The organism is Hyalangium ruber (assembly GCF_034259325.1).
GTDB lineage: Bacteria > Myxococcota > Myxococcia > Myxococcales > Myxococcaceae > Hyalangium_A > Hyalangium_A rubrum.
Map to the genome: position 1 here is coordinate 1 of NZ_JAXIVS010000028.1, position 26,038 is coordinate 26,038.

Annotated in this window: 20 protein-coding genes; 9 read left to right on the plus strand and 11 right to left on the minus strand. The window is 68.0% G+C overall.

Annotated features, from left to right (window positions below):
* The first annotated feature begins 111 nt into the window (after positions 1-111).
* Entirely contained in the window at positions 112-897 is a 786-nt protein-coding gene (locus SYV04_RS42335) for an IS1380 family transposase (protein ID WP_321551813.1), read from the plus strand.
* Between the two features lie 323 nt (positions 898-1,220).
* Here the strand turns inward: SYV04_RS42335 and SYV04_RS42340 are convergent, their stop codons facing one another.
* The 5 genes from SYV04_RS42340 to SYV04_RS42360 form a co-directional block, all read right to left on the minus strand.
* Complete coding sequence (locus tag SYV04_RS42340) at positions 1,221-2,741, minus strand: serine/threonine protein kinase (protein WP_321551814.1); 1,521 nt, start codon at positions 2,739-2,741, stop codon at positions 1,221-1,223.
* Positions 2,742-2,876: 135 nt separating this feature from the next.
* A complete protein-coding gene (locus SYV04_RS42345; protein ID WP_321551815.1) occupies positions 2,877-4,775 on the minus strand; it encodes a hypothetical protein in 1,899 nt (632 codons plus the stop codon).
* 152 nt (positions 4,776-4,927) lie between these two features.
* Complete coding sequence (locus SYV04_RS42350) at positions 4,928-7,351, minus strand: helicase-related protein (protein ID WP_321551816.1); 2,424 nt, start codon at positions 7,349-7,351, stop codon at positions 4,928-4,930.
* Between the two features lie 122 nt (positions 7,352-7,473).
* Positions 7,474-7,800: a thioredoxin gene (gene trxA / locus SYV04_RS42355; RefSeq protein WP_321551817.1), complete on the minus strand. Its 327-nt coding sequence runs from the start codon at positions 7,798-7,800 to the stop codon at positions 7,474-7,476.
* A 128-nt stretch (positions 7,801-7,928) separates the two neighbouring features.
* Positions 7,929-8,846, minus strand: coding sequence for a LysR family transcriptional regulator (locus SYV04_RS42360; RefSeq protein ID WP_321551818.1), 918 nt, complete (start codon positions 8,844-8,846; stop codon positions 7,929-7,931).
* 110 nt (positions 8,847-8,956) lie between these two features.
* Here SYV04_RS42360 and SYV04_RS42365 point away from each other — a divergent pair, with 110 nt between their 5' ends.
* The 4 genes from SYV04_RS42365 to SYV04_RS42380 all read left to right on the plus strand — a co-directional run bounded on the left by SYV04_RS42365 (position 8,957) and on the right by SYV04_RS42380 (position 16,146).
* Positions 8,957-10,486: a hypothetical protein gene (locus SYV04_RS42365; RefSeq protein ID WP_321551819.1), complete on the plus strand. Its 1,530-nt coding sequence runs from the start codon at positions 8,957-8,959 to the stop codon at positions 10,484-10,486.
* Between the two features lie 294 nt (positions 10,487-10,780).
* The gene (locus tag SYV04_RS42370) at positions 10,781-12,007 is read left to right on the plus strand and encodes a hypothetical protein (RefSeq protein ID WP_321551820.1); all 1,227 of its coding nucleotides are present in this window, start codon (positions 10,781-10,783) and stop codon (positions 12,005-12,007) included.
* 18 nt (positions 12,008-12,025) lie between these two features.
* Positions 12,026-14,521, plus strand: a complete 2,496-nt coding sequence (locus SYV04_RS42375; RefSeq protein ID WP_321551821.1) for a jacalin-like lectin — start codon at positions 12,026-12,028, stop codon at positions 14,519-14,521.
* Positions 14,522-14,835: 314 nt separating this feature from the next.
* The gene (locus SYV04_RS42380; RefSeq protein ID WP_321551822.1) at positions 14,836-16,146 is read left to right on the plus strand and encodes a hypothetical protein; all 1,311 of its coding nucleotides are present in this window, start codon (positions 14,836-14,838) and stop codon (positions 16,144-16,146) included.
* Between the two features lie 45 nt (positions 16,147-16,191).
* Here SYV04_RS42380 and SYV04_RS42385 read toward each other — a convergent pair whose 3' ends face one another.
* The 4 genes from SYV04_RS42385 to SYV04_RS42400 are packed head-to-tail and all read right to left on the minus strand — an operon-like array spanning position 16,192 to position 18,290.
* Positions 16,192-16,512, minus strand: a complete 321-nt coding sequence (locus SYV04_RS42385; RefSeq protein ID WP_321551823.1) for a gas vesicle protein — start codon at positions 16,510-16,512, stop codon at positions 16,192-16,194.
* 10 nt (positions 16,513-16,522) lie between these two features.
* Positions 16,523-16,744, minus strand: a complete 222-nt coding sequence (locus tag SYV04_RS42390; protein ID WP_321551824.1) for a gas vesicle protein K — start codon at positions 16,742-16,744, stop codon at positions 16,523-16,525.
* A gap of 18 nt (positions 16,745-16,762) precedes the next feature.
* Positions 16,763-17,482, minus strand: coding sequence for a GvpL/GvpF family gas vesicle protein (locus SYV04_RS42395; protein ID WP_321551825.1), 720 nt, complete (start codon positions 17,480-17,482; stop codon positions 16,763-16,765).
* Positions 17,475-18,290 (minus strand): GvpL/GvpF family gas vesicle protein, encoded by an 816-nt coding sequence (locus SYV04_RS42400; protein ID WP_321551826.1) that lies wholly within the window; start codon positions 18,288-18,290, stop codon positions 17,475-17,477. The genes SYV04_RS42395 and SYV04_RS42400 overlap by 8 nt, the downstream gene beginning before the upstream one ends.
* Before the next feature lie 192 nt (positions 18,291-18,482).
* On the opposite strand from SYV04_RS42400, the gene SYV04_RS42405 reads away from it, so the two are divergent.
* Positions 18,483-18,971 carry an FKBP-type peptidyl-prolyl cis-trans isomerase gene (locus SYV04_RS42405; protein WP_321551827.1) on the plus strand — a complete coding sequence of 163 codons (489 nt, stop codon included), beginning with the start codon at positions 18,483-18,485 and terminating at the stop codon, positions 18,969-18,971.
* 6 nt (positions 18,972-18,977) lie between these two features.
* Here the strand turns inward: SYV04_RS42405 and SYV04_RS42410 are convergent, their stop codons facing one another.
* On the minus strand, positions 18,978-19,868 hold the full coding sequence (locus SYV04_RS42410; RefSeq protein WP_321551828.1) for a sigma-70 family RNA polymerase sigma factor: 891 nt from the start codon (positions 19,866-19,868) through the stop codon (positions 18,978-18,980).
* Complete coding sequence (locus tag SYV04_RS42415; protein WP_422724030.1) at positions 19,865-22,882, minus strand: tetratricopeptide repeat protein; 3,018 nt, start codon at positions 22,880-22,882, stop codon at positions 19,865-19,867. The genes SYV04_RS42410 and SYV04_RS42415 overlap by 4 nt, the downstream gene beginning before the upstream one ends.
* A 197-nt stretch (positions 22,883-23,079) precedes the next feature.
* Between SYV04_RS42415 and SYV04_RS42420 the strand changes: the two genes are divergently transcribed.
* The 3 genes from SYV04_RS42420 to SYV04_RS42430 are packed head-to-tail and all read left to right on the plus strand — an operon-like array spanning position 23,080 to position 25,890.
* Positions 23,080-24,303: a hypothetical protein gene (locus SYV04_RS42420; RefSeq protein WP_321551830.1), complete on the plus strand. Its 1,224-nt coding sequence runs from the start codon at positions 23,080-23,082 to the stop codon at positions 24,301-24,303.
* Positions 24,304-24,319: 16 nt separating this feature from the next.
* Complete coding sequence (locus SYV04_RS42425) at positions 24,320-25,324, plus strand: HEAT repeat domain-containing protein (RefSeq protein WP_321551831.1); 1,005 nt, start codon at positions 24,320-24,322, stop codon at positions 25,322-25,324.
* A gap of 47 nt (positions 25,325-25,371) precedes the next feature.
* Positions 25,372-25,890, plus strand: a complete 519-nt coding sequence (locus SYV04_RS42430; protein ID WP_321551832.1) for a hypothetical protein — start codon at positions 25,372-25,374, stop codon at positions 25,888-25,890.
* Positions 25,891-26,038: the final 148 nt, after the last annotated feature.

Here is a 26,038-nt window from a genome sequence, read left to right on the forward strand (position 1 = left end):
CCTTCCCCTCAACGCACCGTCACTGCACGGTCGCCCGGCCGAACGGCACCTCATTGCCTGCGCGCGCCCGCTCTTATCAAGCTCTGCTCATCCCATCGCAAACAGCCGACTTTGGATCAGGCCTGGCTGCGCACCTCCGACATCGACGCGGCCTCGGGAGCGCTGGAAGAAGTGCAGCGCATCGTCTCGCGCATCCGCGCGCGCTGGCCCAAGACGCGCATCATCCTGCGTGCCGACTCCGGCTTCGCCCGGGATGAGCTCATGGCCTGGTGCGAGCAGCACGGCATCGACTTCGTGTTCGGCTTGGCCAGAAACCCTCGGCTGCAAGCGATGATTGAGGAGGACCTGCAGTTGGTGCGCGCCGTCTCCCTCGAGGAGCGCGAAGGCGCTCCGGTGCGGGCCTATCGGGAACTGCGCTACCGCACGCTGGACTCCTGGACGCGCGAACGCTGCGTCGTTGCCAAGACGGAGTGGCTCGGGGACAAATTCAACCCGCGCTTCGTGGTGACTTCTATGCGCCCCGAGGAGCATGAGGCCCGGGCGCTGTACGAGCAGCTCTACTGCGCCCGCGGCGACATGGAGAACCGCATCAAGGAGCAGCAGTTGGACCTGTTCGCCGACAGGACCAGCGCTCACTCCCTGCGCGCCAACCAGCTGCGCCTCTGGTTTGCCTCCGCCGCGTACGTCCTGCTCAACCTGCTGCGCCACTTCGGCCTGAAGGGCACCGAGATGGAGCGGGCTCAGGCAGGCACCATCCGGTTGAAGCTGCTCAAGGTGGCCGCCATCGTCCGCGTCAGCGTCCGTCGCCTCGTGCTCTCGCTCAGCGCGGCGGCGCCGGTGCGCGAACTCTTCGCGCGCATCGCTCAGCAGCTCCGCGAAGTCCCAACTCCCTCCTGACGCCTCTCAGCTCTTTGACAACCTCGACGGACCTCATCGCCGGCCGGTGCTGGCCACTGTCATGCCCGCAGGGCGCCACCGCGTGGCCATTCGCCACGCGCGGCGCGCTGACGCCGCCTTTTGATGACGATCCGCCCGGCGCTCTCCTCTGTGTGACAGATCCGGGCTAGAGACGCCCGAGGGGCACACTGAGGTCACATGAAGAAAACGAGGGCAAAGAAAAACCCAGCAACCCTTTAAGATTGCTGGGCTTCTCGGGATGGAGGCGGCGGGAATCGAACCCGCCGCCGGAGGTTTCCGGGAAACGTGCTCCAGAAATGGAGTCAGTGGGCACCCCGGCGCGGTGCCGGTGGCTCCGAGGTGGGCTGCCGAAGGCTGTCATATGCCGGGTAGTAGCAAGCACCTCTCCACTCGTATTCATCGTCATTGCAAGGTGGCTGCACTTCGGGCGCGAATCGCCTCCAACACCCACCGTTGATGACCACCTCTCTGGGCTGACATTTGCCAGCACTGTTGGGACGGCGCTGGCCAGGCAAGGGTTTGGGAGGCATGTCCAGACCAATGCTGGACCACCCTCGTGGCGGCGAGGGCTCCTTCATCGGCGCGGTGAGCACCTCCTGAGCAAGCTCGATTGTGCCACCGTCCCCCATGCCTCCATCCCGGCTCTCGGCTTGAGCAACCGCGGGCGCTTCCTCCGAGGACAGCTCCTGTGAATGGCGCTGAGTACACACCGCGAACAGCACCGCGGCAATGCCCACCCCAATCCAGGGCAGCCACGTCATGCCTTGTTCCCGTGGCGCGGAGGCAGCCATGACGCGTGCGAACTCGGCCGCCTCTCGCCGTGAGGCCTGCGCTTTGTCCTCCGCGGCCTGCTGCCGCACCTCGTGCGCATTCCCCACTTTGGAGACAGCCGGTGCCAGCCCGGCAAACAGCGGTTGATCGGCTGTGGGGCCCGCGCACTCGGCTTCCTGTTCCAACAAGCGGGCCAGTTCCTGAGCGGTCCCCCGTGCCTCGGGACGCAGCGAGAGCATGCGAAGAATGATCGCGCTCAGCTGGGGATCCACCCGAGAGTTGAGCACCCACGGAGTTCGTGGACTGGCCAAGTCCGCATACCAAAGGCGGGAGCCAGCGTCGCCCGGGTCGGTGGTGGGTGGATACTCGCGGGTGACGAGGCGGTAGGCGGTAACGCCCAGCGCGAACAGGTCATCCGCCGGGCTCGCTGGGTAGTGGGCGGTGGGCAGGTGGTTGAACTCGAGGGAAAAACACCAGGCCTCGGGGCTGCGGTAGGCGGTAGTGCCTGGGGGCAGCGGCTCGAAGGTGAGCATCGAGGCGCCCGTGTGGTGCCCGGAACCGAAGTCCATGAGGAAGGCCGAGCCATCGGCGCACACCAGGAGGTTGTCGCCCTTCACATCGCGGTGAACCCCACCCGCCGAGTGGGTGGCATGAAGAGCCCAGGCCGCCTGAGCCAGCACACGCATGACCTGACGGGAGGAGGGATTGTGCGTGGCGGCCCACTCGTAGAGCGGAGTGCCCTCCACCCACTGCATGACAAGGAAGGGGTAGAGCCGGTCCGCGAGCTGCCATTGGCCATGCCCCAGCAGCTTGGGCACGTGGGGCTGCTCGAGGCGTGAGAGCAGCGTCACCTCGCGCTCGAAGCGAGGATCGAGCGGGGTGACCGCCAGCTTGAGGGCCACTGGCCCAGCGTGCGGCGAGTCCACACGAACGGCGCGGTAGACAGCGCCGAAGGTTCCACGGCCGCGCCAGGCCACGATGCGCCAGTGCTCCACCACGGTACCCACGGAGAGAGTTGCCGGATGCAGTTCGGGAGCGCGCGGAATGTCCATCGGGTGCCTCGCAGTGCGGGAAGCGGCCACCTCGGCCCACGCACAGCCTACCCCATGGGTAGGCAAGGAGCAGCACCCTCCTTGAGGTTACCCGGGGCAGGCATGGCTGGGAGGCCCGCGAGCGTCCGAGCGCCCTCAGCCCCCGTAAGGCGCCGCGAACTCCGCCCACCGGCCGTTGGGCTGCAGCCCCGTGCCCGGATTCTGGGTTCGGTTGGCCTCCGTGCGCAGCTCGCGCGCCGACCGCGCCAGTGACTCGATGGCCAGCACCCGCGCGTTGAGCTGAGCATCCTCCGCGCCCTCCAGCCGCTGGATCCACGTGCGCATGAAGCGCACCGCGTACAGCACCTCGTCCCGGTCGAAGATCTCCCCCGTCTTCCGCAGGTCGTCCTCCACCAGATAGATGAACATGCGCGCGAAGTTGGCGAACATCCGGTCATGCACCGCGCGCCTGCGGTCCCCCGCCGGCGGCGGGCTGAAGTTGTCGCGCAGTTGCTTGAAGCTGAAGGTGCGCACGCTGGCGATCTTCCCCGTCCCTGCCCGGAAACCCGGCGCCTCCATCCACTCCCGCGCCGCGGACTTCTCCACCGCCATCTTCGCGACGATGAACGCGTGGTGTACGTCGTACTGGGGCAGCAGCACCGACTCCAGGTAGTCACCGATGAAGGTGGCGAAGCTCTCGCCCTCGTACAGCAGCGCCGGATCCCTCAAGAAGGACATGACGAACCACGTCTGCTGGAACACCTCGCTCTGCTTGAGGCGCGCCTCCGTGTACGAAGGTTCCTCGTGGATGCTCTGGTCCACCACCGGAGGCAGCACCGTACACGGGTGCGCGCCCGCGTCGCACGTCACTGGCAGGCGCCGGGCCAGCGGCTGGATGCGCAGGTAGTCGCCCGTCTCCCAGATGGGGTTACGGGCGATCACCTTCTCCAGGTGGGCGCTGATGGCCACCGGCTCGCTGCCGACGCGCTCATCCACCAGGAAGTCCGGGTAGCGGTGCGTACCCTCGCGCAGCATGTGCTGGAAGACCTGGAGCGAGCGGTACTTCAGCCGCATCCACTCGCAGGCGCGCGGGTAGTCGGCCAGGTTGGCGCCTCCCAGGTCCGGATTGCACTCCGTCATGGCGCCGATCGCATCGTAGTAGCCCCAGAGGGTCCGGTCGCCCGGCGCCGCCAGGTACGCGTCCACCCGGCGGTACCACTCGTCTCGCGCGCTCACCCGCGGGCTCGTGGCCATGTCGGGAAACCACTCGAACACGGAGCGGTGCTCCTGACCGTGGTAGCCGTCCTCCGAGAGATGATCGAACGGCAGCCCCAGGCGAAGTTGGCGCAAGTCAATGGCAAGCAGCTCGTCGTAGGCCTGGCGCGCCTTCTCCAGCGAGTCGATGCGCCCGGTAGCCCACAAGAGCTTCCGCTCGTTCACGAGGGAGTCCATGAAGGCTCCATCCCGCTCACTCTGGGCACTCGGCTCATGCACGGACAGCCCGGGAGTGGTGGCGGCGAAGGGCTCGTAGGCGGGCTGGAGCGGGCGGAAGCGCCCCGGGTGGAGCAGACGCTTCATCTCATAGCGCTGCCGCTGCACGTGGATCAGCCCCACGAGGGCGTTCGCCTTCTCTTCATCCACATGGGAGAGGGCCCGCCGTCGGAGGTCCGCGTCGGTGTAGCCCACGCGCGCCAGCTCGATGGCGTCCGGGCTGTGGCAGCCCGCACAGGCGCCCCGCGTACCCTCGTGGCGCCAGGCGGCCATCCCCGCCGCATAGCGCGCCTCCAGTTCCGCGGATGGCAGTGCGTTCGCGGGCACGAAGGGGGCACCACACCGGGGGTCCGCTCCCGAGGCCTCGGGGCACAGCAGGGACTCGGGGTACGCCACCGCCTCAGGCACCGGATTCGTCGGAACCGGTGGGAGGGGCTCACTCGGACCAGGCTCCGGCGTGGAGGGAGGCTGGCTTCCACAAGCCGCCAGCGCCAGCAGTGCCCCCAGCAGGGCGAGCCGACGCACGGGCGGGAACATGGGCACTCGCGGGACACGGCTCGTCATGGCATGGCGCATGCTGGAAGATCCAACGAGCAGGCACCCTACGGGGTCAAGCCCACATCTGGGGTCTACGCCCCGGGATTGAACTCAGCACTGCGTCTGGCCAAGAGAGGAAAGGACGCATCCCAGCGGCTCTTCTCCCCCGCGCCCCGTGCTCACGTCTTCGGACCGCCCCGGTAACTCGCTTGTGCGCTGGCATGAGCCGACTGCCCAGGCGCCCCGCTCTTGTCAGGAGCCGTCGCCGGTGCTCTCCCCCGCCGCCTTCGCCGCCGCCTTTTTGCCGGAGCGCCCCCGGACTGGCCTCCGAGTTCTCGCAGGACCCGCGTGCGAGCACCGCTCTCCAGACGCAGCTCTTGCATGAGCGTATGAACCTGCCGCGCACCGTGCGGATGACGCAGCGCCTCGCCGAGCCGCTCGACGATATCGATCCGCAACGCCACGGGGCCAAGAACCTCGTACCCGAAGGCTCGCGCATCCCGGCCACCAAACTCCGCGACCTCCAGCGCCGGTTCTCTCGGTACGCCCTGGGGTGGAGGGCTCTGCTGGAACAGCGCTGTCAGCATGCACCGCCGCTCCAGCGCATGCGGTGCGAGCGCCTCGGCCACGTAGAGGAAGCGCTGTCCCTCGCGGACGCCCAGCGTCCTCAAGTGCGCGCGCTCCGCATCGTCCAGGAGCCGCCACTGCTCGCGCGCCTCGCCCCGGGAAATCACCCCCAACCCCTCGGCCAGACGGTAGGCGAGGCCGCGCGTCGCCGCGGAGCGACTCGCTCCCGTGAGGGCCTCGGCTGGAAAGCCCCCCATGGCTTCGGTGACGAGGTCCCGCGTCAGCGCCACCAACCGGCGCTCCAGCCGCTGCCGCGCGCCCGCGGTCCAAACCTCCGGCTCCGCCAGCGCCAGCTGCGGTGAGCGCCGGTCCTTCCCGCGAACCAGACGGGCCAGCGGCTGATCTTCGAACGAAATGCTCCCCGACGCGTCCACCTGGAAAGCTTCGTGCGTCGCATCGACCACCTGCTGAACGAACTGCTCCTCGGTCATCGCGGTGCCGTCAGCGCTCGGCACCTCTCCCAGCAACTGCCCCAATCTAGCGAAGGGACTGTCCGACCGGGGCGGCGGCGGTGCCGTGGCTCTCACGAATCGGCGCGCGCTCCTTCGCGCGGCCTGTTGCACGAAGCGCTCCACGAGCCGCTCATGGAGCGCGTCTCCCAACGCGTCCTCGATGCGGCGGGTGCGCTCCTGCCACTGCTCGGCGTCGTTCAACCAGCTCGACCGATGGCTGATGTACGTCCAGATGCGGATGGCGGCCAGCCGGTCCATCAGCGTATGGATGTCCCCGGACACGTCATCGAGCGGCGACACCTGCTTGGCCAACCAGGCCTGCTCCAGCTTCCCGTCGCCCTCGGAGAGCTGAAGGAAGGTCTCACGGAGCAGCGTGACGTGCTGGCCAAAGAGCCCTTTGCGAAAATCCGGAATCTGGCAGACCTGCCACAGCAGCTCGACCGTGGCGCGATCGGTGGCGATCTCTCGAATGGCGGGAACGTGCGAGAGGTCCTTGAGCGCGTCGAAGTCGTCCGCGCGCTCCACCCGGACGAAGGCATTGTGGCGCGGCGCGCGCGCCAACGAATCGAGCAAGGCCTCCGGGCTCGAGAAGTCGAGCGCGGCATTGCGCCAGATGAGGCTTCGTACCGCCGGGAACCGGTGGGACTCGATGGCCGAGATCACCCGCGGAGGCAGCTCGGGCAGCGTGTTGAGGGTTCCGAAGCTCCCGTCATTCAAGTGGCGGCCCGCGCGGCCCGCGATCTGGGCCATCTCATCCGGGAAGAGCTCTCGCTGCTCGGCGCCGTCGAACTTGGAGAGCGCCGCGAAGGCAACGTGGTTGAGGTCGAGGTTCAGCCCCATCCCGATGGCATCGGTGGCCACGAGGTACTGAACCTCTCCCGACTGGTACATCGCCACCTGGGCATTCCGCGTCCTCGGGGAGAGCGCTCCCAGCACCACGGCCACGCCCCCACGGAGGCGGCGCAGCGATTCGGCAAGCTCGTACACGCGGTCCGCAGAGAACGCGACCACGGCCGAGCGCGGAGGCAGGCTCTTCAGGGAGCGCGTGCCGGCATAGCGAAGCTGGGACAGGCGGGTGGCGCGCTTCACCGAAGCCTGGGGGATGAGCCCCTGGACCATCGGCCGCATCGTGTCCGCGCCAAGGAACCAGGTCTCCCGGCGCCCCCGCGCATGGAGCAGTCGATCGGTGAAGACGTGCCCGCGCTCGCGGTGGGCGGCAAGCTGGATTTCATCCACGGCGAGGAAGTCGACTGGTCGATCGAGCGGCATCGCCTCGACCGTGCAGATCCAATAGTCGGGGCGTGGCGGCAGGCGCTTCTCTTCCCCCGTCATCAGCGCCACCCGCCCCTCGCCCACTCGAGCGGTCACCCGGTCGTACACTTCGCGGGCGAGCAGGCGCAGCGGCAAGCCGATCATGCCCGTGTCGTGCTCGAGCATGCGCTCGATGGCGCGGTGGGTCTTCCCTGTATTGGTGGGCCCCAGCTCCGCCACGACGACGGACGACCGGCTGGATGGGCTGGACATTGGCGAAGTCTAACCCCGGGCAGGGCCCGCTGCCCTGGGGGACAGCTCACCGAGAGGCCGAGCACGGCCCCTCGGCGAGCGGATCGCCACGACCAGGGGCAGTTGGAGACTTGCTGACGCGCTCAGACGAGCGGGCGGAGCGTCTCCTCCAGCTTCGCGCGTGGCACCGCGCCGACGATCTGCTTCACCACCCGTCCCTCCTTGAACAGGAGCAGCGTCGGCGTCGCTCGGATGCCGTACTCCTCCGCCGTCCGCTGGTGGTCATCGACGTTGAGCTTGGCGAACTTCAGCCGCCCCTTGTATTCGGAGGCCAGGGAATCGAGCACCGGGGCGATGACGCGGCACGGCGGGCACCATGTCGCCGTGAAGTCCACCAACACCGGTTGCTTCGATTCGAGCACCTCGCGCTTGAACTCCGCATCCCCGAGTTCGATGACGTCTCCTGCCATGACATGTCCTCCTGGAGAGGCGACGGTTTACGTGGGCCGTGCCTCGGTACGCAGGAGATGTAACGGCGGGGGTCTTCGTGGACGAGAGCCCCTCGGGAAACGCACTGTTCCGCGAAGCGCCCCGTCCCTCAACGGGGCTCGGCCTCCCAGGGGACCGCCGCGCTGCGCTCGGCGAGCAGGCTCAAGAAGGCGCGCACCTTGGGAGGCTGCTGGCGGCGGCTGGGGTAGACGGCAAAGACGGGGATGCCTGGCGGTGTCTGGGGCTCCAGGACGGGGACGAGCATGCCGGCGCGGACATCCTCCGTGACGAGAGAGGCCGGCAGCCGCACCACGCCCAACCCCGCCCGCGCCGCCGCCTGACCCGCACGGACACTCGGCACGCGCAGCCGACCGCTGACCGGCACCGTCCGCGCGCCCTTTCCCACCCCAAAGAACCAGACCTCGTCCGTGCCGGGCTCGGCCAGGAGGACGCACTCGTGTCCCTGCAGCTCCTCGGGAGCGCGGGGGGTCCCATGGCTGCTGAGATAGGCAGGACTGGCGTAGTAGCCCGTGCGAATGAGCCCGAGCCGACGCGCCATGAGCGTGGAGTCCGCCAGCGGTCCGGTCCTCAGCGCGAGATCGTACTCCTCGGCGATGAGATCCACGTGCGCCTGGGCGAGGGAGACCTCCACGCGCATTCGCGGCTGGCGCAGGAGGAACTCGGCGATGACGGGCGTGAGCAGCTCGCCGAGCAGCGAGAGGGTCGCGATGCGCAGCGTACCCTGAGGCGTATCGCGCGCCTCGCTCAGCGCCCGATTCACCTCCCGGGCCTCGGCGACCAGGCGCGAGCACTCCGCGTGGTACTGCCGCCCTACCTCCGTGAGCCGCAACCTGCGCGTGTTGCGCTCGAGAAGCCGCGTCCCCAACCGCTCCTCGAGCGCCGCGAGCCGGCGGCTCACCGTCGACTTGCGCAGGCCCAGGCGCTCCGCCGCGGCCGTGATGCCGCCTGTCGCCACCACCTCGGTGAACAGCAGCATGTCATCCAACAGCGGAGGGCTCGGGGACACGGCCAGAGCCTATGCGCCACGTGAGCAGAGCGCGAGCAGTGAGACATGGAGGTGGCGAAGGAGTGTGACGAAATTGCGGGCAGTCAATCCCTCTCGTACGCTCAAACTCTATGCCAGCGTCGACCTACGATCGCATCGTCATTGGCGCGGGGACCACGGCAGCGGTCTACCTCAGCTTCTTCCCGCCCAGAGAGCACGAGAAGGTTGGAGTGATCGGCACGCCCGAGCCCTGGGCCAAGCGTGGCCATCACCAGATGGGCCAGCCCCCGCCCTTGCTGATGCTCCCGCTCGAGGAGCCCGATCGCCCCGAGGGCTTCGATCCGCACACCTCGCGCACCCCTCTGCCCTCGTTGGATCGCCCCCCCCAGGAGCCATTTCTGCGCTCCGATCGCTTCGCGCGACAAATTCCGCTCAACGCCCGTCCCGACGAGAGCATGGGCCAGTTCGCGAACAACAAATACCGGCACGCGTGGGTCGAGTCGGTCACGTGGGTCATCGATCGATTCAAAGTCTCCTACCGCTATGCCGCCGGCGAGAAAGCAGGCCGCACCAAGTACCTGTACGCCAGGCAGGTCATCGCCGCCTCGGGGCCCGGGCCCGCCTCGCAGACCCAGAACTACGACGAAGCCGCGCCACTTGGCGTCTATCACACGGGCGACGGGTATCTGAACGAGCAGGTCGCGGTTCGAGGCAAAGCCGTCGCCGTGGAAGGGGGCTCCGCCACGGCGGCCTGGAGCGTCGAGAAGGCCTTGCTCGGCGGCGCGAACCACGTCTTCTGGTTCACTCGGCCCGGCGAGGACAAGAAGGGAAGCAAGGATCTCGTCGAGCTGGGAGCCCATGGGCTTGCGAGGCTGGTGGAGGCAAGGTTCTCCGCCGCGTTCCCGGCGGGAGATCGAAACCTGTGGCTCAAGCGCTGCCCGGCCATCACGCAGATCGTCGGGACCCTCAAGGCCAAATGGAGTACGCAGGAGCAGCGGCTGATCCTCGCCTTCGACTCGGGCCTCAACGTGGCGGTGGATCAGTACGTGGCCGCCGTCGGGGCCAGTGAGACGGCCCCTTACCTGGGTGAGCTGCGCAATGGCCTCAAGGCCATCGTGGATACGGAGGGGCACCTGCACCCCTCCGGCAATGCCATCCTGGGATACACCGGACATAAAGGGCAGTTGCTGGTCGTCGGCGCTGGCACGTTCAAGATGGATCCGAAGAAGGTGGATCAGCATCCCAAGTTCTATGCGCAGGGCAACGAGTACCTGCCCACGGCAGCCCGCCCGCCCGAAGGCATCCCGACGATCATCGCCAGCATCGCCACGCTCACCCGGTACCTGACGGGAGGCGGCTCACGTTGGTTGGACATCAACCTCGGCAACTTCAGCGACCTCGATGTTCACTTCAGCGAGGGTATCGCGAGAGCGTTCGCCCAGGTTGCACTCCAGATGACCCATGGCTTCAGCCTCGAGCGGGTCACGCAGTTCCTGACGGATCAAGTCATCGGCACGCGCATCATGAAGAGCTCTCCGTATGGGATTACGCTCGAGGAGATGATCGCGCTCTACCAGAACCTCCGGACGATGTTCCAGGATGGCACCCACCTCCAGCACCTCATCACCGCGTATTCAAAGCGCGGCGCGAAAAAAGAGTGAAGGAGATCCTCACTCTCCGTGCGGGCCGGAGTAGTCTTCCCCTCCAAGCGCAGTTCCCACTTGGAGGAGAAACCCTTGTTCCACAGACCGCTCATCCTATTGGCCGCTGCGTTCGGCGCCATGGGACTCATGGCGTGCCCCGCGAAGTCTGGCGATCCGCTCCAGCCATCTCCCGGAGTGTCGCAAGTCCAAGCCGGACTTAGCTCATGCCAGGCGGATCCGTCCTGGCTCACCAGCTCCACCCTTCCCAGCGAAGTATCCGGGAGCCAGACGGACTGTAACGTCGAGCAGTTCATGTGGCAGAGCCTGCTCGCGCTCGTCCAACCTGCCGCCAACGATCCCTCCCGGGTGCAATTCGAGACGTGGATGCCTTCCTACGGCATCTTCATCAAGGATGGGACGCCCACCCCCTGGGGACAGGAGCCACCCACCTCCTGCGCCAACATCACGACGCAGCCGACCACTGGCGGCAAGACGCCCCGCGTCTATTCCGACATCACCAAGCAGGCCGGCTCCGATCAGCCGCTGATCGATCTGAAGGGCGAGCTCGTCTACTACGGCATGTCCGTGAACCAGAGCGTTTACACCATGCTCACGTCTTGCCAGCTCTACAAGGCCAACTGCGCGGGCCCCCTCAAGCCTGGGAACCAGGGCATCAACCTGCTCCAGAAGTATCCGAACCTGGCCTACCCGGATACCGCCGTCGAGCTCAAGACGAGCTGGATGGTGCTCGACGACGCAGGCGTCTCCTCGGGCCTCTATTACGTGGTTCCCGGCCTCATCCAATACAAGAACTCACCCTGCCGTCAGGTCAACCTGGGGCTGGTCGGAATTCACATCGTGTCCAAGACGCCGAATTTCCCGGCGATGATCTGGGCGACGTTCGAGCACCGCAACAACGCGCCCGACTGCAGCAACACCTCGGCCCCGCCTCCCCTCGGAGGCTCGTGGAATTTCTACAACCCGAGCTGCACCAACTGCGTGACCAATACCTTCAAGGCCGGTACCCCGGCTCAGGTCTGCCGCATGCACCCGCAGGGGGACTCGGCCACGGGCACCTTCCCCGCGGGCAACGACTGCAAGGATGATCCCAACCAGTTCGCCTGCCTGGAGAAGACCCGCAAGCTGCTCGCCGAGAGCACCGCGGCCATCAACTCCATCAATAGCAGCGTCCAGGCGCTCATCCAGGCCAACCCCACGCTCATCAACAAGGTCTGGGCCAACTACGAGCTCGTTGGAAACGTGTGGACCGTCGGAGGGACCATGCCGCCCTATCTGCAAGCGCAGGCAGGCGCGCTGTCCGCCGCCAATACCTCCATGGAGACCTTCGTTCAGAATGGCGTCGCGGCGGTGAGCAATCCCTACAACTGCTTGAGCTGCCACAACATGCAGGGCCCCACCGAGAGCCAGAACCTGCCGCCCGTGGGCCTCAGCCACCTCTTTGACAGTGTCCAGATGGCGGGGGGATGTGAAAACGGCTCCTTGCCCACCACTTGCAGCGCCTACGTCAACAGCCGCTAGACAATCGAGCCGACCCCTATGAGCTACCTCGACCAACCTCGCATCAACTTCGCGGGTACGTTCCAGGCCTCGCCCGCCACCATCAACAACACGCCCAACAACTACAACCCGGCGAACTACAACGCGGACTCGCTCAAGCCCGAGAACATCGAGCTCTACTGGGAGCCCAAGGGCGACAGCATCTTCGATCTGATCAAGTGCCAGGTGACCACCGTCGACCCTCCCGGCTCGACCCCTGACTCCCTGTTGGGAGTCACGGTCACCGCCCTGTATACGGGTGCCCCGCCCAAGCTGGTCGACCTGGATCCCATGCAGCAGAACGGCAGCGAGGTCTGGGGCCTCACCGTCATGCTCGGCGACTTCAGCGGCGCCTACGTCCAGGGCGTATTCAAGCCGGTCGCGTTCAATGGCATCTGGGGCAACTCCCAGGGCCCGAATACCCCCCGCAACTCCGCGAGCGGCTCCGCCGTCTACCAATCGACGCTCACGAACCTGAAATGGAACGTCGGCAACTCGGCGATCCTCCAGGCGCTCAAGGCCCGCTCGCCCAACCGCCTGTCCATTCGCATGGTGGTCAGCGCCCACAACAACGCCCCACAGCTCTATGCCTTCACCAGCGCCACCTTCCAGTCGATGCAGGCGCAGGGAGTTCCGCAGAGCATTTTGAGCCAGCTCGTAAGCCTCCAGAGCTACGTGATGAACGTCGACAGCAACGGCAACCCCGTGGCTCCGGGGCGGGGCTACATCCCCACGCAGGCCTACGTCAGCACCCTGCTCGAGCAGTTCCTGGGCCAGAGCGCCGCGCAACAGTACGGTCCGGCGATCCTGGAGGTGGCCAAGCAGCCCTACGCGCCTTGGATCAACTACGACACCGGCAAGCCACTGCCCGAGCAGCCGCTCTTCGACTTCAACTACGGCAAGGTCGTCGGCTCCGTCGGGCCCTGCCTGGATGACGAGCCCACCTATGCCGTGCCGGCGCGAACCCTGGCGCCACCCGTGAACTCGAAGTCTCCCGCCTGGTGGGCCCAGGCTCAGCTCAACCTCGAGGGCTCCACTCCCTCGCTGACCGTCGATCTCGCCAACTCGCTGCCCGTACGGCTGCCGGGGCGACCGCTGTGGAAGGAGACGCTCGGGACGTTGTCGCTCGCCTATTACACCGGCACCGGGAGCAACAAGACCTACACGACCATCGTCCCATCGATCGACTACTCCAACCCCGATTTCATCGACAAGCAATCCGGGATGCTGGTCGTCACCAACTTCGGCTCCGTCGACCCCAAGAGCCTCGACAAGCTCCCGCTCGCCTTACTAAGCACGACGACCGCCAGTCCCACGCCCCAGCCCCTGCTGGAGGAGAACTCCGAGGGGTTGAGCATGCGGGCCAACCAGTTCATCTTCCGCATGAACCCGGGCATGCAGACCACGCCCACCTTCCCGCTCGGTGAGACCAACACCGTCGATATCCACGTGCGCAAGTTCGGCCGTATCGAGGGAACGGAGCAATTGCAAATCAGCCTGAACACCCTCAGCCCGAGCGCCGCGGCCAAGTACACCCTCGGCACCCTGGGGACGTCAGGCACCAACGGCATCGACGCGGGGAACATCTCGACGCCCCCGGGCAAGCTGCTCCTCTCCGCGAATCCCGTGCCGGTCACCAACGGCAAGGCCACCCTCACCATCACCGGCACGAACCCAGGCAATCCGCGCAAATACGTCGACGGGCAGATCTATTTCACCACCTACACCTTCAGCCCCCCGGTCGCGGACTACAACCAGGATCCGAACGATCTCCTCAGCACCCAGATCTATGAGCAGAACTCGATCTCGGGCACGCCCAGCTGGGTCAATGGCATCGGCGACATCCTGCGGCAATACGGCATGCTCTATCCGATCATGGGCCGCTTCCAGCTGTGGACCTATGAAGGCGTTGTCGCGAACCGTCAGAAGATCGAGCGTGTCCTCAGCACGGACATGAGCGATCCGCTGCACATGCCGGTGACCCGCGATCTGTCGGCCGTCCGGAGCAACCTCATCCTGAATTGGTTCAAGGCAGGCATGCCTTATGGGCCCATCGGGCCCGTGGGAGGGCCGGGAGCGGTCTGGGACAATCTGCCCACCGTCAGCAGCTGGGGCCCCATGACCAGCCTCCTGGTGCGCTCCGGCGACATCCTCGACGCCATTCAACCCAGCTATGGCTCCAATGTCGCGTCCATGCAGGGTGGCCCTGGCGGGACACCCACCACGATCGACCTGACCGATGACGCGATCGTGAAGCTCACCGGTTTCACGGGCACGTACTTCGGCATGATGCAGGTCGCGCAGATCAGCTTCCATACGGCGCGCGGCAAGACGTACGGCCCTTTCGGGACCATGCGAAACGTGTCGAATCCGCAGCCCTTCGAGCTCGCCGCACCCACTGGCAGTGCGATCAGGTCCTTCTTCGGTGCGACGGTGGTGCATTCGGGCGGGACCACGTACATCGCCGCCATCGGCGGCAACGTGCAGTTGCTCTAGCCCTCAGCACATCAGGAGGGGGCGAGCACCGACGCGGCGGGCCTCAGCGGGGCCCGCTCACGCTCGGCGGCGAGCTCGCCCTTCTCCTGTCAGGGCCCGCCCCACTCCGAGCCCGCCTCGATATCGGCTCCGAGTACCTCGCACGGTGCTCTCCGTCTTCGAGGAGCTGGACGCCGCCGCGTAGTTCCATCCCTGGTGACTGCTGTGATCAGGCGGAAACAGCAGTTACCAGGGCTCCGCCCCTCTAGCGCGTGCCAACCTCTCGGAATCATTGGAGGCGGGTGCTGGCACGCGGCTGGCTATGGGAGGAAGGCATGAACCTGCCCGCCCTGAACAACCGCCCCGTCGTTGCCCGCCTCCCCACCGCCGCCACCGGGAACACGCTCGGTGCTCAGGCTCAGAAGGCCTCCGAGCCCAAGAGCGAGAACAAGGCGCTGGGTCACTCCATGAAGGACATGTTCGAGGCGCAGGCCAAGAAGGCGGCGCCCGAGAAGGCCAAGGCCCCCGAGAAGGAGCTGCCGGCCGAGTACAAGGAGGCCGTGGCCCGCGCCGACGAGTTCCTCAACCCCAAGTCCGACAAGAAGCGCGGCGAGGACTGGCATGTGCTGAACGACGGCCGGGATGGCAAGGCCACGGGCAAGAAGGAAGAGGCCCAGGCCTCCAAGCTGGTGAAGGCCAACGAGAAGCTGGAGAAGGAGGCGCTCTCCAAGCTCTCGGAGGGCGAGCGCAATCAGTACAAGGAGGTCAAGGACGCCATCGCCACCTACCACGACAAGGGCTCGGAGCAGCTGGCGCTGCAGAAGCTGCTCTTCCAGGGCAAGCTGCCCGGCGAGAAAGACCTCAAGGGCGAGGGCACCACGCTGGACCACCTGGCGCGCGCGGCCAAGGGCGATGACCTGGCCAAGGGCGTGCAGCGCGGTGACTTCGCGGGCACGCTGGCCCGGGAGCTGGCCACCCCCAGCTCCATCAACCAGGGCTCCAAGGGCACCTGCGCCCCCACCTCGCTGAGCATCGACCTGGCGGAGAAGAACCCCGCCGAGTACGCGCGCCTCTCCGTGGGCCTGGCCAGCAAGGAGGGCAAGGTGGACCTGGCGGACGGAAAGACGACGCTGCACCGCGAGAAGGAGACGTCCTTCAAGGATGACGGCTCCAATCGCTCCATCAACCAGCGCATCCTCGCGCCCGCCCTCATGGAGATGGCCAACCTGGAGAGGGACTACAACGACAAGTCGGGCGACGGCGCCGGGGCGACCTCCGGAGGGCTCGACAAGCTCAACGACGCCATCTCCGGCAAGGACATGAAGTCCTCCGAGTTCGGCGACAAGCAGAAGGACACCGCCATGCGCATCATCGACTCGGAGCTGTCCCAGGACAGAAACGTCATGACGGGCATGCGCTTCGAGGAGCCGGGCAAGCCGCACTCGTTCCATGAGGTGCTCGTCACCGGCACCTCCAAGGAGAACGGCAAGGACTTCGTCCACTTCACCAACCCCTGGGGCGACGAGGAGAAGATGTCGCGCGACGACTTCAAGAACCGCGTCTTCTCCGCCAACTACGAGGGGCCGGACCTGGGCGCGCTCGCTCGGGCCACTCAGCTCAACAGCATGCGCCAGGTGACCGTCTAATCGAGAGGACGCTCTCCGCCAGGGGCTGGAAGCGTTGGACGCTCCCTACGGAGCGTCCGAAGCCCTCTCCAGCTTCGCGACCACGGCCTCCAGCTCCGCCACGCGGCGCGTGAGCGCCTCGGGCGCGAGTGCCTCGGGCTGTGGGCGTGGAGACAGGTGCGGATCGCTCCTCCAGAAGTCCATTCCCATCTCGGCGGCCTTCTCCACCGAGCACACCACCAGCCGCACCTGGATGGTGAGCAACTCCACGTCCAGCAGCTTGATCTTGATATCGCCTGCCACCACCAGGCCCTTGTCGAGGACCCGATCCAGTACGTCCGCGAGCGTCGCTCCCCGGGGCCCCTGCACAATGCGCTGTGTCGTCATGGCGTTTTCCTCAAAGCAGCTTGCCGAGTGGCCCCAAATCGAGGTTCAGGTCCTCTTCCGTGAGCCCGAATTCCATACGGAGCTGCTCGATCTCCTCCGCCTGACGCATCAGCGCCGACCCCAGTCGTTCAATCTCCTCGTCACTCAGGGAACCGCCCTCCATCCGGCGGATCGACTGCTTCTCGAGCAGTTCGTGCAGCAGCTTCACCACCGTGAGCACCAGTTGCCCCAACCCGTTCGACAGGAGCGCTCACGCCACGAAGTTGAAGGGAGGCCACGGACCGCTCACCGCGAGCTTCGCGGAAGTGTCGTTCGCGACCGGCGTCAACGCGTCACGAAACGCGGACACCTCCTCGCGAGGCACCAGGAAATACAAAGAGCAGAGCGCGGGCGCGCCCGAACGCGAGGGCGAGAACTCCATGCGGTGCTCCCTGCACAGCGGCGCCACCTTCGCAAGCAGCGCCTGTTCCAGCGCCGTGCATTGATCACGCAGCCGATGGTCCGCGGAATAGCGACGCTGCCGCGCCTTGAGGTAGTCCGCGCCAGAGCGGATCATCGGAGTGGCGATCTCCTCCGCCGTCTCGAGCGGGCCGGAAAGAGAAACCAGCGCCCGAATCCCCAGCTCGACGCAGCCGGCGATCCTCTCGAGCGTGTGCAGATAGGCCTCACGCCGTGCCTCGAGATGCGCGCGGACCTCCACCTCGTCGGAGAGCACGCTGCCAAAGCGCATGGGAACCACATCGGCCACGGCATGCTGCGAATGAACGACGCGCTCGTATTCGAGCAGATCCACCGTCGGCGGTGTCTCCACCCGAGCCCGGTCCATGATGGGTGAGACCACCGCCGCGAGCCCGCCGTACACGACGCGCCGCAGTTCCACTCCCTGGAGCCCGCTCCCGCTTCCCGGCAGCGCCGATGCCTCAGCACCAATGCAATACATCAACAACCCGGTGCCCTCCTGCTCAGCCAAGCGACTGCTCCTCGGATCCGTGCTCCGGCTCGCCTCCGAAGTGCGGCGCGAAGTTGTAGGTGGGCCAGGGACCACGCGCCGTCAGGCTCAGACCCCGCGCCGCCAGCGGCTCCGCCAATGGATCGAGGCGCCTGGCAAGCTCTGCCTCCGCGCCACGGGGGACGAGGAGCGCCCAATGGAAGACCCCTTCCACCGTGGGAGACTCCGCGCTGCGCGAGGGGAGCCGCAGGGGACGCCTCGCGAGGACCAGCCCCTCGAGTGCCCGCGCCACCATTGCCTCGGCTTCCTGTATCCACCCGCGCGCCGCGCGGGCCGCGTCCTTGCGCAGCTTCTGCTCCATCAGGTAGCGCGCTCCCGCCGACGCGGGCAGTTTCGCCACCCGAGGATCGGCGGCGAACATCGCCTCCTCGCAAGCCTTGAAGTCCAACACGCCCTGGAGCGACCACTCCTCCTCATGCTCTGCCTTCTCCAGGAAGGCCGCGATTCGCGCTCGCTCTCGGCGGAGCAACGCGTCCAGTTCCTCCAGTGACGAGAACAGGCAGCCAAAGCGCAGCGGCATCACCGGCGAGGCGCGCATCATCTGCTCGATCACCTCCTCGTGACGCAGGGCGCGCGGCCCCAGCCAGCCCAGGTCCTTCAGGTGGGCCTCACCCTCCTCGCCTGTCCACTCTTGAAGTGGCACCTCACAGTAGATGGCGGCGATCTCCCCATGGACCCGCGCGCGGAGCGGCGCGTCCCCGGACAAGCCGTAGCCCACCACCGCCTCCACCGCGCGCTCACGCGCCAGGCAAAACACGTAGAACCCCATGTCTCAGTGACTCCCGGAACAGGCACGGCACCGGAGCACGTGACCTCTGCCCTGGACTGTTACACGCAGTGCTGACAACCCGAGGTGGCCCCTCCGGGCGGTTGGCGAGGAGGCACCCCATGAATACAAGGGAGCAGACCGCCGATGCACTGTGGTAGACGGCAGCGCTTCCGCGCCCTGAGGAGGGCATTCATGCAAATCGCGAAGGACACCGTCGTCTCCATCGACTACCGCCTGCACCTGGGAGATGGAAAGATCATCGATGAGAGCGACGAGGGCGATCCGCTCGTCTACCTGCACGGGTATGAGGAGATCGTCCCGGGGCTGGAGAAGGCGCTCGAGGGCAAGAAGGCGGGCGAGTCCCTGAAGGTCCAGGTCACTCCCGACGACGGCTACGGCGAGTACGACCCCAAGGGCGTGGAAGAAGTGCCCCGCGAGGACTTCCCCTCGGACCTGGAGCTGGAGGCGGGCGGCATCGTCAGCGCCACGGATGACGAGGGCGACGACGTGGACTTCCTCGTCAAGGAAGTGAAGGAGAAGACGGTCGTCGTGGACTTCAACCACCCGCTGGCGGGCAAGACGCTCCACTTCGAGGTGACCGTGCGGGAAGTGCGCGCGGCGACCCCCGAGGAGCTCGAGCACGGCCACGCGCACGAGCCGGGCCACGCGCACGACCACTGAGTCCCCTCAATCCATCAGCCGCAGAAGGCTGAGGTCCAGGCGGCTCCGCACCAGGCCCAGCAAGCTCTCCAGCTCTGGGCCCGCGAGGTTCAGCCGCGAGGACAGCTCCGCGCGCGTGAGCTTCAGCAACCGCTCGCGCGCGTGGGCCACTCGGCGGGCCACGCCCGAGCGCGACTCGCCGTACATCGTCGAGAGCCGATCCATGGTGAGGCCATGGAGGTGGTGAAGGCGCAGCAGGGCCCGCTCTCGCTCGGGCAGCGCCGCCAGCGCCTTGCGCAGCGCCTCGGCGAGCGCTTGGCGTGAGTCCTCTCGGAGCAGCTCCCGCTCGGGGTCATCCGAGGACAGCATCCGGGCAAGCACCTCGGGCGGCTCGTCGAAGAGCTCCTGGCGCCCATCCTGGCTCGCCAGCTCTCCGACGATGCGCGCGGCGATGATGCGCACCCACGCCAGCAGCGGGCCCCGGCCCGAGTAGTCCGCGATGCGCGGGGGCGTTTCTCCGCGCCCCAGCAGCAGCCGCTGGCGGAGCACCTGCAACACCTCATCCACGGTGGACGCCGGGAGCTGGCCGAGGCGAGCGGGCACCTTCTGGAGGATGTGCTGCTCGAAGGCCAGGAGGGCTTGATGCTCCCCCTTGGCGCAAGCACACGCGAGGTACAGGTCCGCGCCCTGGAGCTGGCGCAGCACCTCCAGGGAGCCCTCCGGCAGGTGCCGGGACAGGTGTCTCACGAAACTCTCCGGCGTGAGCGACACGGTGGGCCACTGCGCCTGCCCCGCCGCGTGGTGCTCCCGAAGCAGTGCCTCCAGTCCCTCCACCTGCTCCAGCGCGGCGTGGCGCTCGGGTGGCGCGTGGGTCCGCAGCAGCGCCGCGAGGGAGTCGCCTTCCCCGCTCTTGCTCATGGCGTGCCTCCGCGCCGTTGCCAGGCCTGCACCTGTCGCAGCTCCACGCGAGCCCGGAGCCCTAGCCCTTCCAGCTGGGTCCTCGCCTCTTCCGCCAGGGCCGTGGCGCGTGTGGGATCCGGGGCCGAGCGCTGCTCCCCGAGCGCCCGGGCCAGCAGGAAGCACGCCCACGCCTCATCCAGCGGATCCCTCGGGGCGCTCACGTGGAGCTTCCGAGCCCGCTCCAGCAGCGGCGCGGCCTGCTCCGGGGCTCGGAGCGCGAGGTGCGCCTCCGCGAGGCAGGCGAGGTCCAGCGCGGCATCCGGCGCCTCTCCTCCCTGGACGCGCTCATCCACCTCCAGCGCGCGCTGGCAGAGCTCCAGCGCCTTGCGGGGCGCGGCGGCGGCCAGCTCGAGCTGCCCCTGGGCCCGCAGGGCATTGGTGACCGCGGCGTCCTCCGCGCCGCCCTCCTTCTCCCAGAGCTTCACGGCGAGCGACAGGGCCTGTCGCGCCTCCTCGTAGCGGCCTGCCCGGGTGTGGACGCGTCCCAGGGAGGTCAGCATCGGAGCGGCGCGGGGAGTGTCCTGACCCAGCGAGCGCTGCACGCGCAGCAGGGCCTCCTGGAGGAAGGAGCGCGCTGCTTCCAGGTCCTGGGAGTCGTAGGCCACCATGCCCAGCTCGCTGAGCGCGCTGGCCGTGTTGGGATGCTCCTTGCCCTTGCTGGCCTCGAAGATGGCGAGCGCCCGCGAGAGGTTGCGCCGCGCCTCGTCGAGCTGTCCCAGGCTCCGCTGGACCGTGGCGAGGTTGGTGAGCGGAGCGGCGAACGCGGGGTGGTTCGGGGGGCGGGTTGCCTCCAGCAGGGCCAGGGAGCGGCGCCAGGTGGCGATCGCCTCCTCGCGCCGGCCCAGCGCCAGCAGCTCGATGGAGATGTTGTTGAGGTTGAGGGCCAGCGAGGGGTGCTCGGGCCCCCAGAGGCGCTCGCGGATGTCCTGGGCCTGGCGGTAGAGCTCCAGCGCCTCGGCGGAGCGGCGCTGCCGGGAGCGGACCCGGCCCAGGCTGGAGACGAAATAGGAGGTGCGCACGCTGTCCGGGCCGGCGAACTTGCGCGACAGCTCCAGCCCTCGCGTGAACGCCGCGTCCGCCTCCTCCAGCTTTCCCTGCACCAGCATCCATCCCCCCAGCCGCAGGTCCAGGTCCGAGGTGATGGCCGGGAAGCGCTCCCGGCCCAGCCGCTCCACCGCCGCTTGGGCATGCTGGACGATCCGCTCCGCATCCCCGGTGCGGCTGCCCTGCTCTCCCACCGCCCAGATCAGCAGGATCCACACGCGCGCCACGGTCTGATCGTCCTTCGCGGCCTCGGCGGCCCACAGGGCGCGGTAGAAGCTCTCCTCGGCCTCCTTGAGGTTGCCCGTCAGGCCCTGGAACTGGCCGTGGAGCACGAGCACCTCGGCCTCCAGCGGGCGGTAGTCCAACCCTTGGATCTCCCGCAGCAACGCCTCCGTGACCGCCTTGCCCTCGGCGTGTCTGCCGGCCTCCAGGCGCGCCCGGCCCTCGGCCAGCTTGCGTCGCGCCGCGTCCACCCGGGGCCGGAGCGCGGCTGGAGGCTGCGGACGAAGCGAGGGCGCTGGATCCTCCCGGCACACGGTGAGCCCCTCGAGCGAGGCCACCAATTGCGGCGCGCTCTGCACCGTCTGCGCGTCCGCCTTCTCCAACATGTCCGTGACGGCGGCCAGCTGCCACAGCCGCGCGTCAAGGCACGCGGCCGTCTGCCAGGCGGTATCCGCGCTGTCTCCGCCCTCCGCCAGGCAGGCGCCGGTGCGCAGCTCGCGCCACTGCGAGGCATAGGCATCCAGCGCCGTGGAGAGCCGCTCCCAGGAGGACTCGGCGTAGGGCTGGCCGATGGCGCGGAAGGCCGTGTGTACCCGCTCCCTCCGCTCGGGGCTCCAGGCCGCGGCGAGCTTCTCCACCTCCTGCTCGCAGCGCACCTCGCGCCGGTGCGCCACCACGTACTCCCCGCCCATGCCCACCACGCCGGCCACCAGCGCGGTACCCACCACCCACGCGAGCACCCGCCGGGGACGCGGGGTGAGCGCCTCCAGCAGCGCCTCCATGGAGGGGAAGCGCTCCTCGGGCCGAGGCCGCAACCCCCTCAGCACCACCCGCCGCACCCGTGCGGGCACCCGCGTGCCTCGCCCTGGCGGCCGCACCTGCCCATCCCTCGCGGCCCGCCCGAGTTCCTCCAGGCTGGTGCCCTGGAAGGGCCGCGCTCCATAGAGCGCCTCGTAGAGGGCCACGCAGAAGCTGAACTGGTCCGAGAGGGCGTCCGCCCGGTGGCTCTGGAGCTGCTCCGGCGCCATGTACGCCGGCGTCCCCAGCAGCGCCCCCTCCTGAGTGAGCAGGGAGGCCCCCTGCCCTGGCGCGTCCGCTCGCGGCGCCGCGGTGTCTCCGGAGGGCTCCGCCGGATCCGTGGTGAGGGCCAGCCCGAAGTCCGTCACCCGTACCCGGCCATCCCGGCCCACGAGGACATTGGCGGGCTTGAAGTCGCGGTGTACCAGCCCCGCCGCGTGCGCGGCCGCCAACCCCCTGCCCGCCTCCAGGAAGACGCGCAGCACCTCCTGCCAGGAGCGCGGCTGGCGCAGCCACTCCGCCAGCGTGGTGCCCTCCACCAGATCCATGGCCAGGAAGACGCCGTCGCCGCACGTGCCCACGTCATGCACGGCCACGACATGGGGGTCCGAGAGCCGGGCCAGCGCCTGCGCCTCGCGCAGCAGCCTTCGCCGCAGCGCCTCCTCGTCCCGTCCCTCCGGGCGCAGCAGCTTGATGGCCACCCGGCGGTTCAGCTCCGGGTCTCTCGCCGCGTACACCACCCCCATGGCTCCCTGGCCGATGCGCTCGATCACCACGTAGCGCGCCAGGGTGGCTCCCGGAGCCAGCTCCGCCCCCCCTCCGGCCCCCCCCGGCAAGCCGGGCCTGGAGCTCGCCCCCGCGGCGACCGCCAGCTGGCACAGCGCGCACCCTTCCGTGTGCGCAAGCACCTGGGTTCGGCGCTCCTCCGGCAGCAATCCTCCGAGGAAGTCGCTCAGTGTCGTCTCGCTCGGGCAGCCCATCAGGGAGAACAGATTATCAGGTCCGGCTCGCTAAATACCCGACATCCCTGGATTTTTAATTTTCTTGGGATGCGGGTAATTCCGGGCCCTCTTCATCCATGGAACCCCCATCGGTCCCGGACTCCATGACTCCAGAATCCCTTCATCGCTCCGCCTCCCCCACCGAGAGCCCTTCGAGCCAGCGCCTGCGGGTGGGTGCCCTCGCGCTGGGAACCGTGGCCCTGATCGCGGGCGTGGCGCTGATCGCCAACCGCTCCTCTGAAGAGGCGGGCCAGGGCCCGACGAACCCAGCGACGGCTCCGGGCGCCCCGCGACAGGGGCCGTCTGGAAGCGGTGCCTCCGCTGGCCACGAAGGCCACGAGGGCTCGGAGAAGGCCCGGGAGAAGGGGCCTCGGTTCTCCAGCACCACCTGCTGGGAGAACCTGGAGCAATTCAACGAGACGGTGACCCTCGACACGTTCCGCGCGTGGGCCGCGCCGCTGCTGGCCTCCAAGGACCCGCACGTGCGCGAGTACCTCAAGGGGCGCCTGGCCGAGCTCATCGGCAAGGACGAGGGCCGCGCGCTCGAGGTGCTGGAGTGGGCGCGCGAGGCCGCGCCCGCGGAGTTCAAGGTGCTGATGGCCGGCCTCCGGGGCTCGCAGGCCATCACCCTTCCCAAGATCGGCGCGCAGCTCACGGAGATGGGGCTCGATGAGCGCATGGACATGGGCCGGCGCGCGGGCTTCCTGGACGAGCTGCGCAACATGCCCCAGCTCGAACCGGCCGCGCTGGATCGGCTGTCCCGCTTCGCCCAGGACCCCGCCTCGGGCGAGGCCGGCTGGGTCACCACGCGCGCCATCGGCCAGGTGATGAAGGGAGACTTCACGCGCACGGGCAACGCCAAGCCCTACCTCGACAAGCTGTTCACCATCGGCACCCAGTCGCCGGACGAGCCGGTCCGCTACCTCGCCCTCGAAATGGAGATGCATGCCGAGGCGCCGCTCGACGCGCAGGCCACCGAGAAGCTGGCGAAGATCCTCGCCACCGAGGGCAGCGAGAACATCCGCGAGGTGGCGGCGCACGACCTCTCGCTGGCCGAGGACAAGGCCAAGGCGCTGGAGATCTACTCCCAGGCCTTCGAGGCCGAGAAGGACCTCTGTGTGCGCTGGGCCCTGTTCCGCTTCGCCGCCCGCGCCGCGGGCAAGAACGCGCTGCCGGTCATGGCGAACATGGCCGTGACGGATCCGCGCTTCCAGGCCAACTACCACGACTTCCAACGGCTCTACGCCAGCGGCGTCCTCGACTTCGATCGGATCTGGTTCGGCCTGCCCGACCAGAACCCCCACGGCTGCCTCGACAAGCACGAATAAGGCCCGGAGCTCACCCATGACACGCCACTTCCTTCCCCTCCATGGGCTCCCCACCCTGGCGCTCACCCTCAGCCTCCTGGCCCCCACCCTGGCCCTCGCCGGGCAGGAGGGCGCCACGCAAGACGCTCCCGCGCTCAAGGGCGAGAGCTGCTCGGTCCAGGGGCTGATGGATCAGATCCGCCGCGGGCTTGGCTCGAAGTCGGAGGCCTACAAGCTCTACCTGCGCACGCTGCTGCGCGAGTCGGCCGTCACCCTGCCCCTGAGCGAGCTGCAGGCGGCCTTCGAGCGCGAGTACGACCCGGCGATGGCCGAGCACCTCGCGGCCGCCCTCGTGGCGAGGACCGAGCGCGGCCTGGAGCCCGAGGCGATGGAGCTCGTCGCCCAGCGGGCCCTGGGAGATCGCGACCCGAGCATCCGCGCCGCCACGGTCCGCGCGCTGCGGCGCACCGGCGCGCTGGAGCGCACGGGGGACATGTACGAGCGACTCATCCGGGACCCCTCGCCCGAGGTGCGCCAGGAGGCCGCGACCAACCTCGTCGAGGACAACATCGAGGTCTACGGCGGGCGGGATGCCCGGGCGGCGGATACCGCCGTCACGGTGGCGGCGGCCTCCACGGATCCGAAGCTGACCGCGCAGATCCTCGGCAACATCATGACCGGAGAGGTCAGCGCCGGCTCGGCGCGCAAGCTCGAGCAATTGCTGGGCAACGACTCGGCCGAGGTGCGCGCGGCGGCCAGCACCGCGCTCGGCGGCGTGCCGGCGGCGGAGATGGGCAGCGCCCGCGAGGCGCTGGTCGGCATGTACCGGGGAGAGAAGGACCCCACGGTACGCAAGGCCATCATTCAGAGCATCGCCCGGCTGGGCTTCTCCGGCGCGGTGCCCGAGCTCCAGCGGCTGCGCGGCGTCGATCCGAGCCTCGCCCCCGAGATCGACACGTGGATTCGCGTTCTCAACATGGACCTTCAGGAGTGGAGCCTGATCCTGGGGGCCAAGCAGCGACTGCAGCAACAGGCTCGGTGACACACCTTCCACACGGGGGTCGGTGAACCGACCCGAGAGGAACAACGATGCGTAAGACGATGAAGACGGTATTGGCTTCCCTGGCGCTCATCCCCGCGGTCGCGTCCGCCGCGTACCGGGTCGGCTCGCCCTTCCCCGGCGACGTGACGGCCACCACCTATTACTCGAGCGGCTCGTTCCACGGCGCGGTGGACATCTCCAGCCGCAACGCCTGTGGCTACTGGGGTGTCGAGACGGGCGTGGTGGGCTCCATGTCCTGGAACGTGACCATCCGCACCACGGGCGTGGTGTGCTACGGCAACGGCAGCGGCAACCAGAACGAGGTGAAGCACACCTTCGCCAACGGCTACACGCTGCGCCAGTGGCACTTCCTCAAGGAGCCCACCTCGTACGACCGGACGTGTGACCGCTGCCAGATCGGCGACGAGGGCGGCACGGGCAACGTCACCGGCCCCCACACCCACATGCAGTACGACAAGTCCGGCACCAACAGCACCTCCTGGTACTCGGGCACCACCAAGGGTGAGTTCCTCGACCGCGGCGAGACCGTCGGCTACGTCGGCTGATTCGCCTGAGCGGTTCCAGGCAAGGAGGCGGGTCCCCAGGGGCCCGCCTTTTTTATTAGGAACCGAGATTCCCTGCCATCTCAGCCATCCATGCTTTCCAAGTGGAAGCAGGAGCGTTCTGAACGGACGCAACCACGGGGCCTCGGCC

Excerpts from the sequence above, each read along its gene's own strand:
- SYV04_RS42340 (WP_321551814.1), bottom strand. The coding sequence starts at position 2,741 with ATGGACATTCCGCGCGCTCCCGAACTGCATCCGGCAACTCTCTCCGTG.
- SYV04_RS42345 (WP_321551815.1), bottom strand. The coding sequence starts at position 4,775 with ATGACGAGCCGTGTCCCGCGAGTGCCCATGTTCCCGCCCGTGCGTCGG.
- SYV04_RS42350 (WP_321551816.1), bottom strand. The coding sequence starts at position 7,351 with ATGTCCAGCCCATCCAGCCGGTCGTCCGTCGTCGTGGCGGAGCTGGGG.
- trxA (WP_321551817.1), bottom strand. The coding sequence starts at position 7,800 with ATGGCAGGAGACGTCATCGAACTCGGGGATGCGGAGTTCAAGCGCGAG.
- SYV04_RS42365 (WP_321551819.1), top strand. The coding sequence starts at position 8,957 with ATGCCAGCGTCGACCTACGATCGCATCGTCATTGGCGCGGGGACCACG.
- SYV04_RS42370 (WP_321551820.1), top strand. The coding sequence starts at position 10,781 with ATGTGGCAGAGCCTGCTCGCGCTCGTCCAACCTGCCGCCAACGATCCC.
- SYV04_RS42375 (WP_321551821.1), top strand. The coding sequence starts at position 12,026 with ATGAGCTACCTCGACCAACCTCGCATCAACTTCGCGGGTACGTTCCAG.
- SYV04_RS42380 (WP_321551822.1), top strand. The coding sequence starts at position 14,836 with ATGAACCTGCCCGCCCTGAACAACCGCCCCGTCGTTGCCCGCCTCCCC.
- SYV04_RS42385 (WP_321551823.1), bottom strand. The coding sequence starts at position 16,512 with ATGACGACACAGCGCATTGTGCAGGGGCCCCGGGGAGCGACGCTCGCG.
- SYV04_RS42400 (WP_321551826.1), bottom strand. The coding sequence starts at position 18,290 with ATGGGGTTCTACGTGTTTTGCCTGGCGCGTGAGCGCGCGGTGGAGGCG.
- SYV04_RS42405 (WP_321551827.1), top strand. The coding sequence starts at position 18,483 with ATGCAAATCGCGAAGGACACCGTCGTCTCCATCGACTACCGCCTGCAC.
- SYV04_RS42410 (WP_321551828.1), bottom strand. The coding sequence starts at position 19,868 with ATGAGCAAGAGCGGGGAAGGCGACTCCCTCGCGGCGCTGCTGCGGACC.
- SYV04_RS42420 (WP_321551830.1), top strand. The coding sequence starts at position 23,080 with ATGACTCCAGAATCCCTTCATCGCTCCGCCTCCCCCACCGAGAGCCCT.
- SYV04_RS42425 (WP_321551831.1), top strand. The coding sequence starts at position 24,320 with ATGACACGCCACTTCCTTCCCCTCCATGGGCTCCCCACCCTGGCGCTC.
- SYV04_RS42430 (WP_321551832.1), top strand. The coding sequence starts at position 25,372 with ATGCGTAAGACGATGAAGACGGTATTGGCTTCCCTGGCGCTCATCCCC.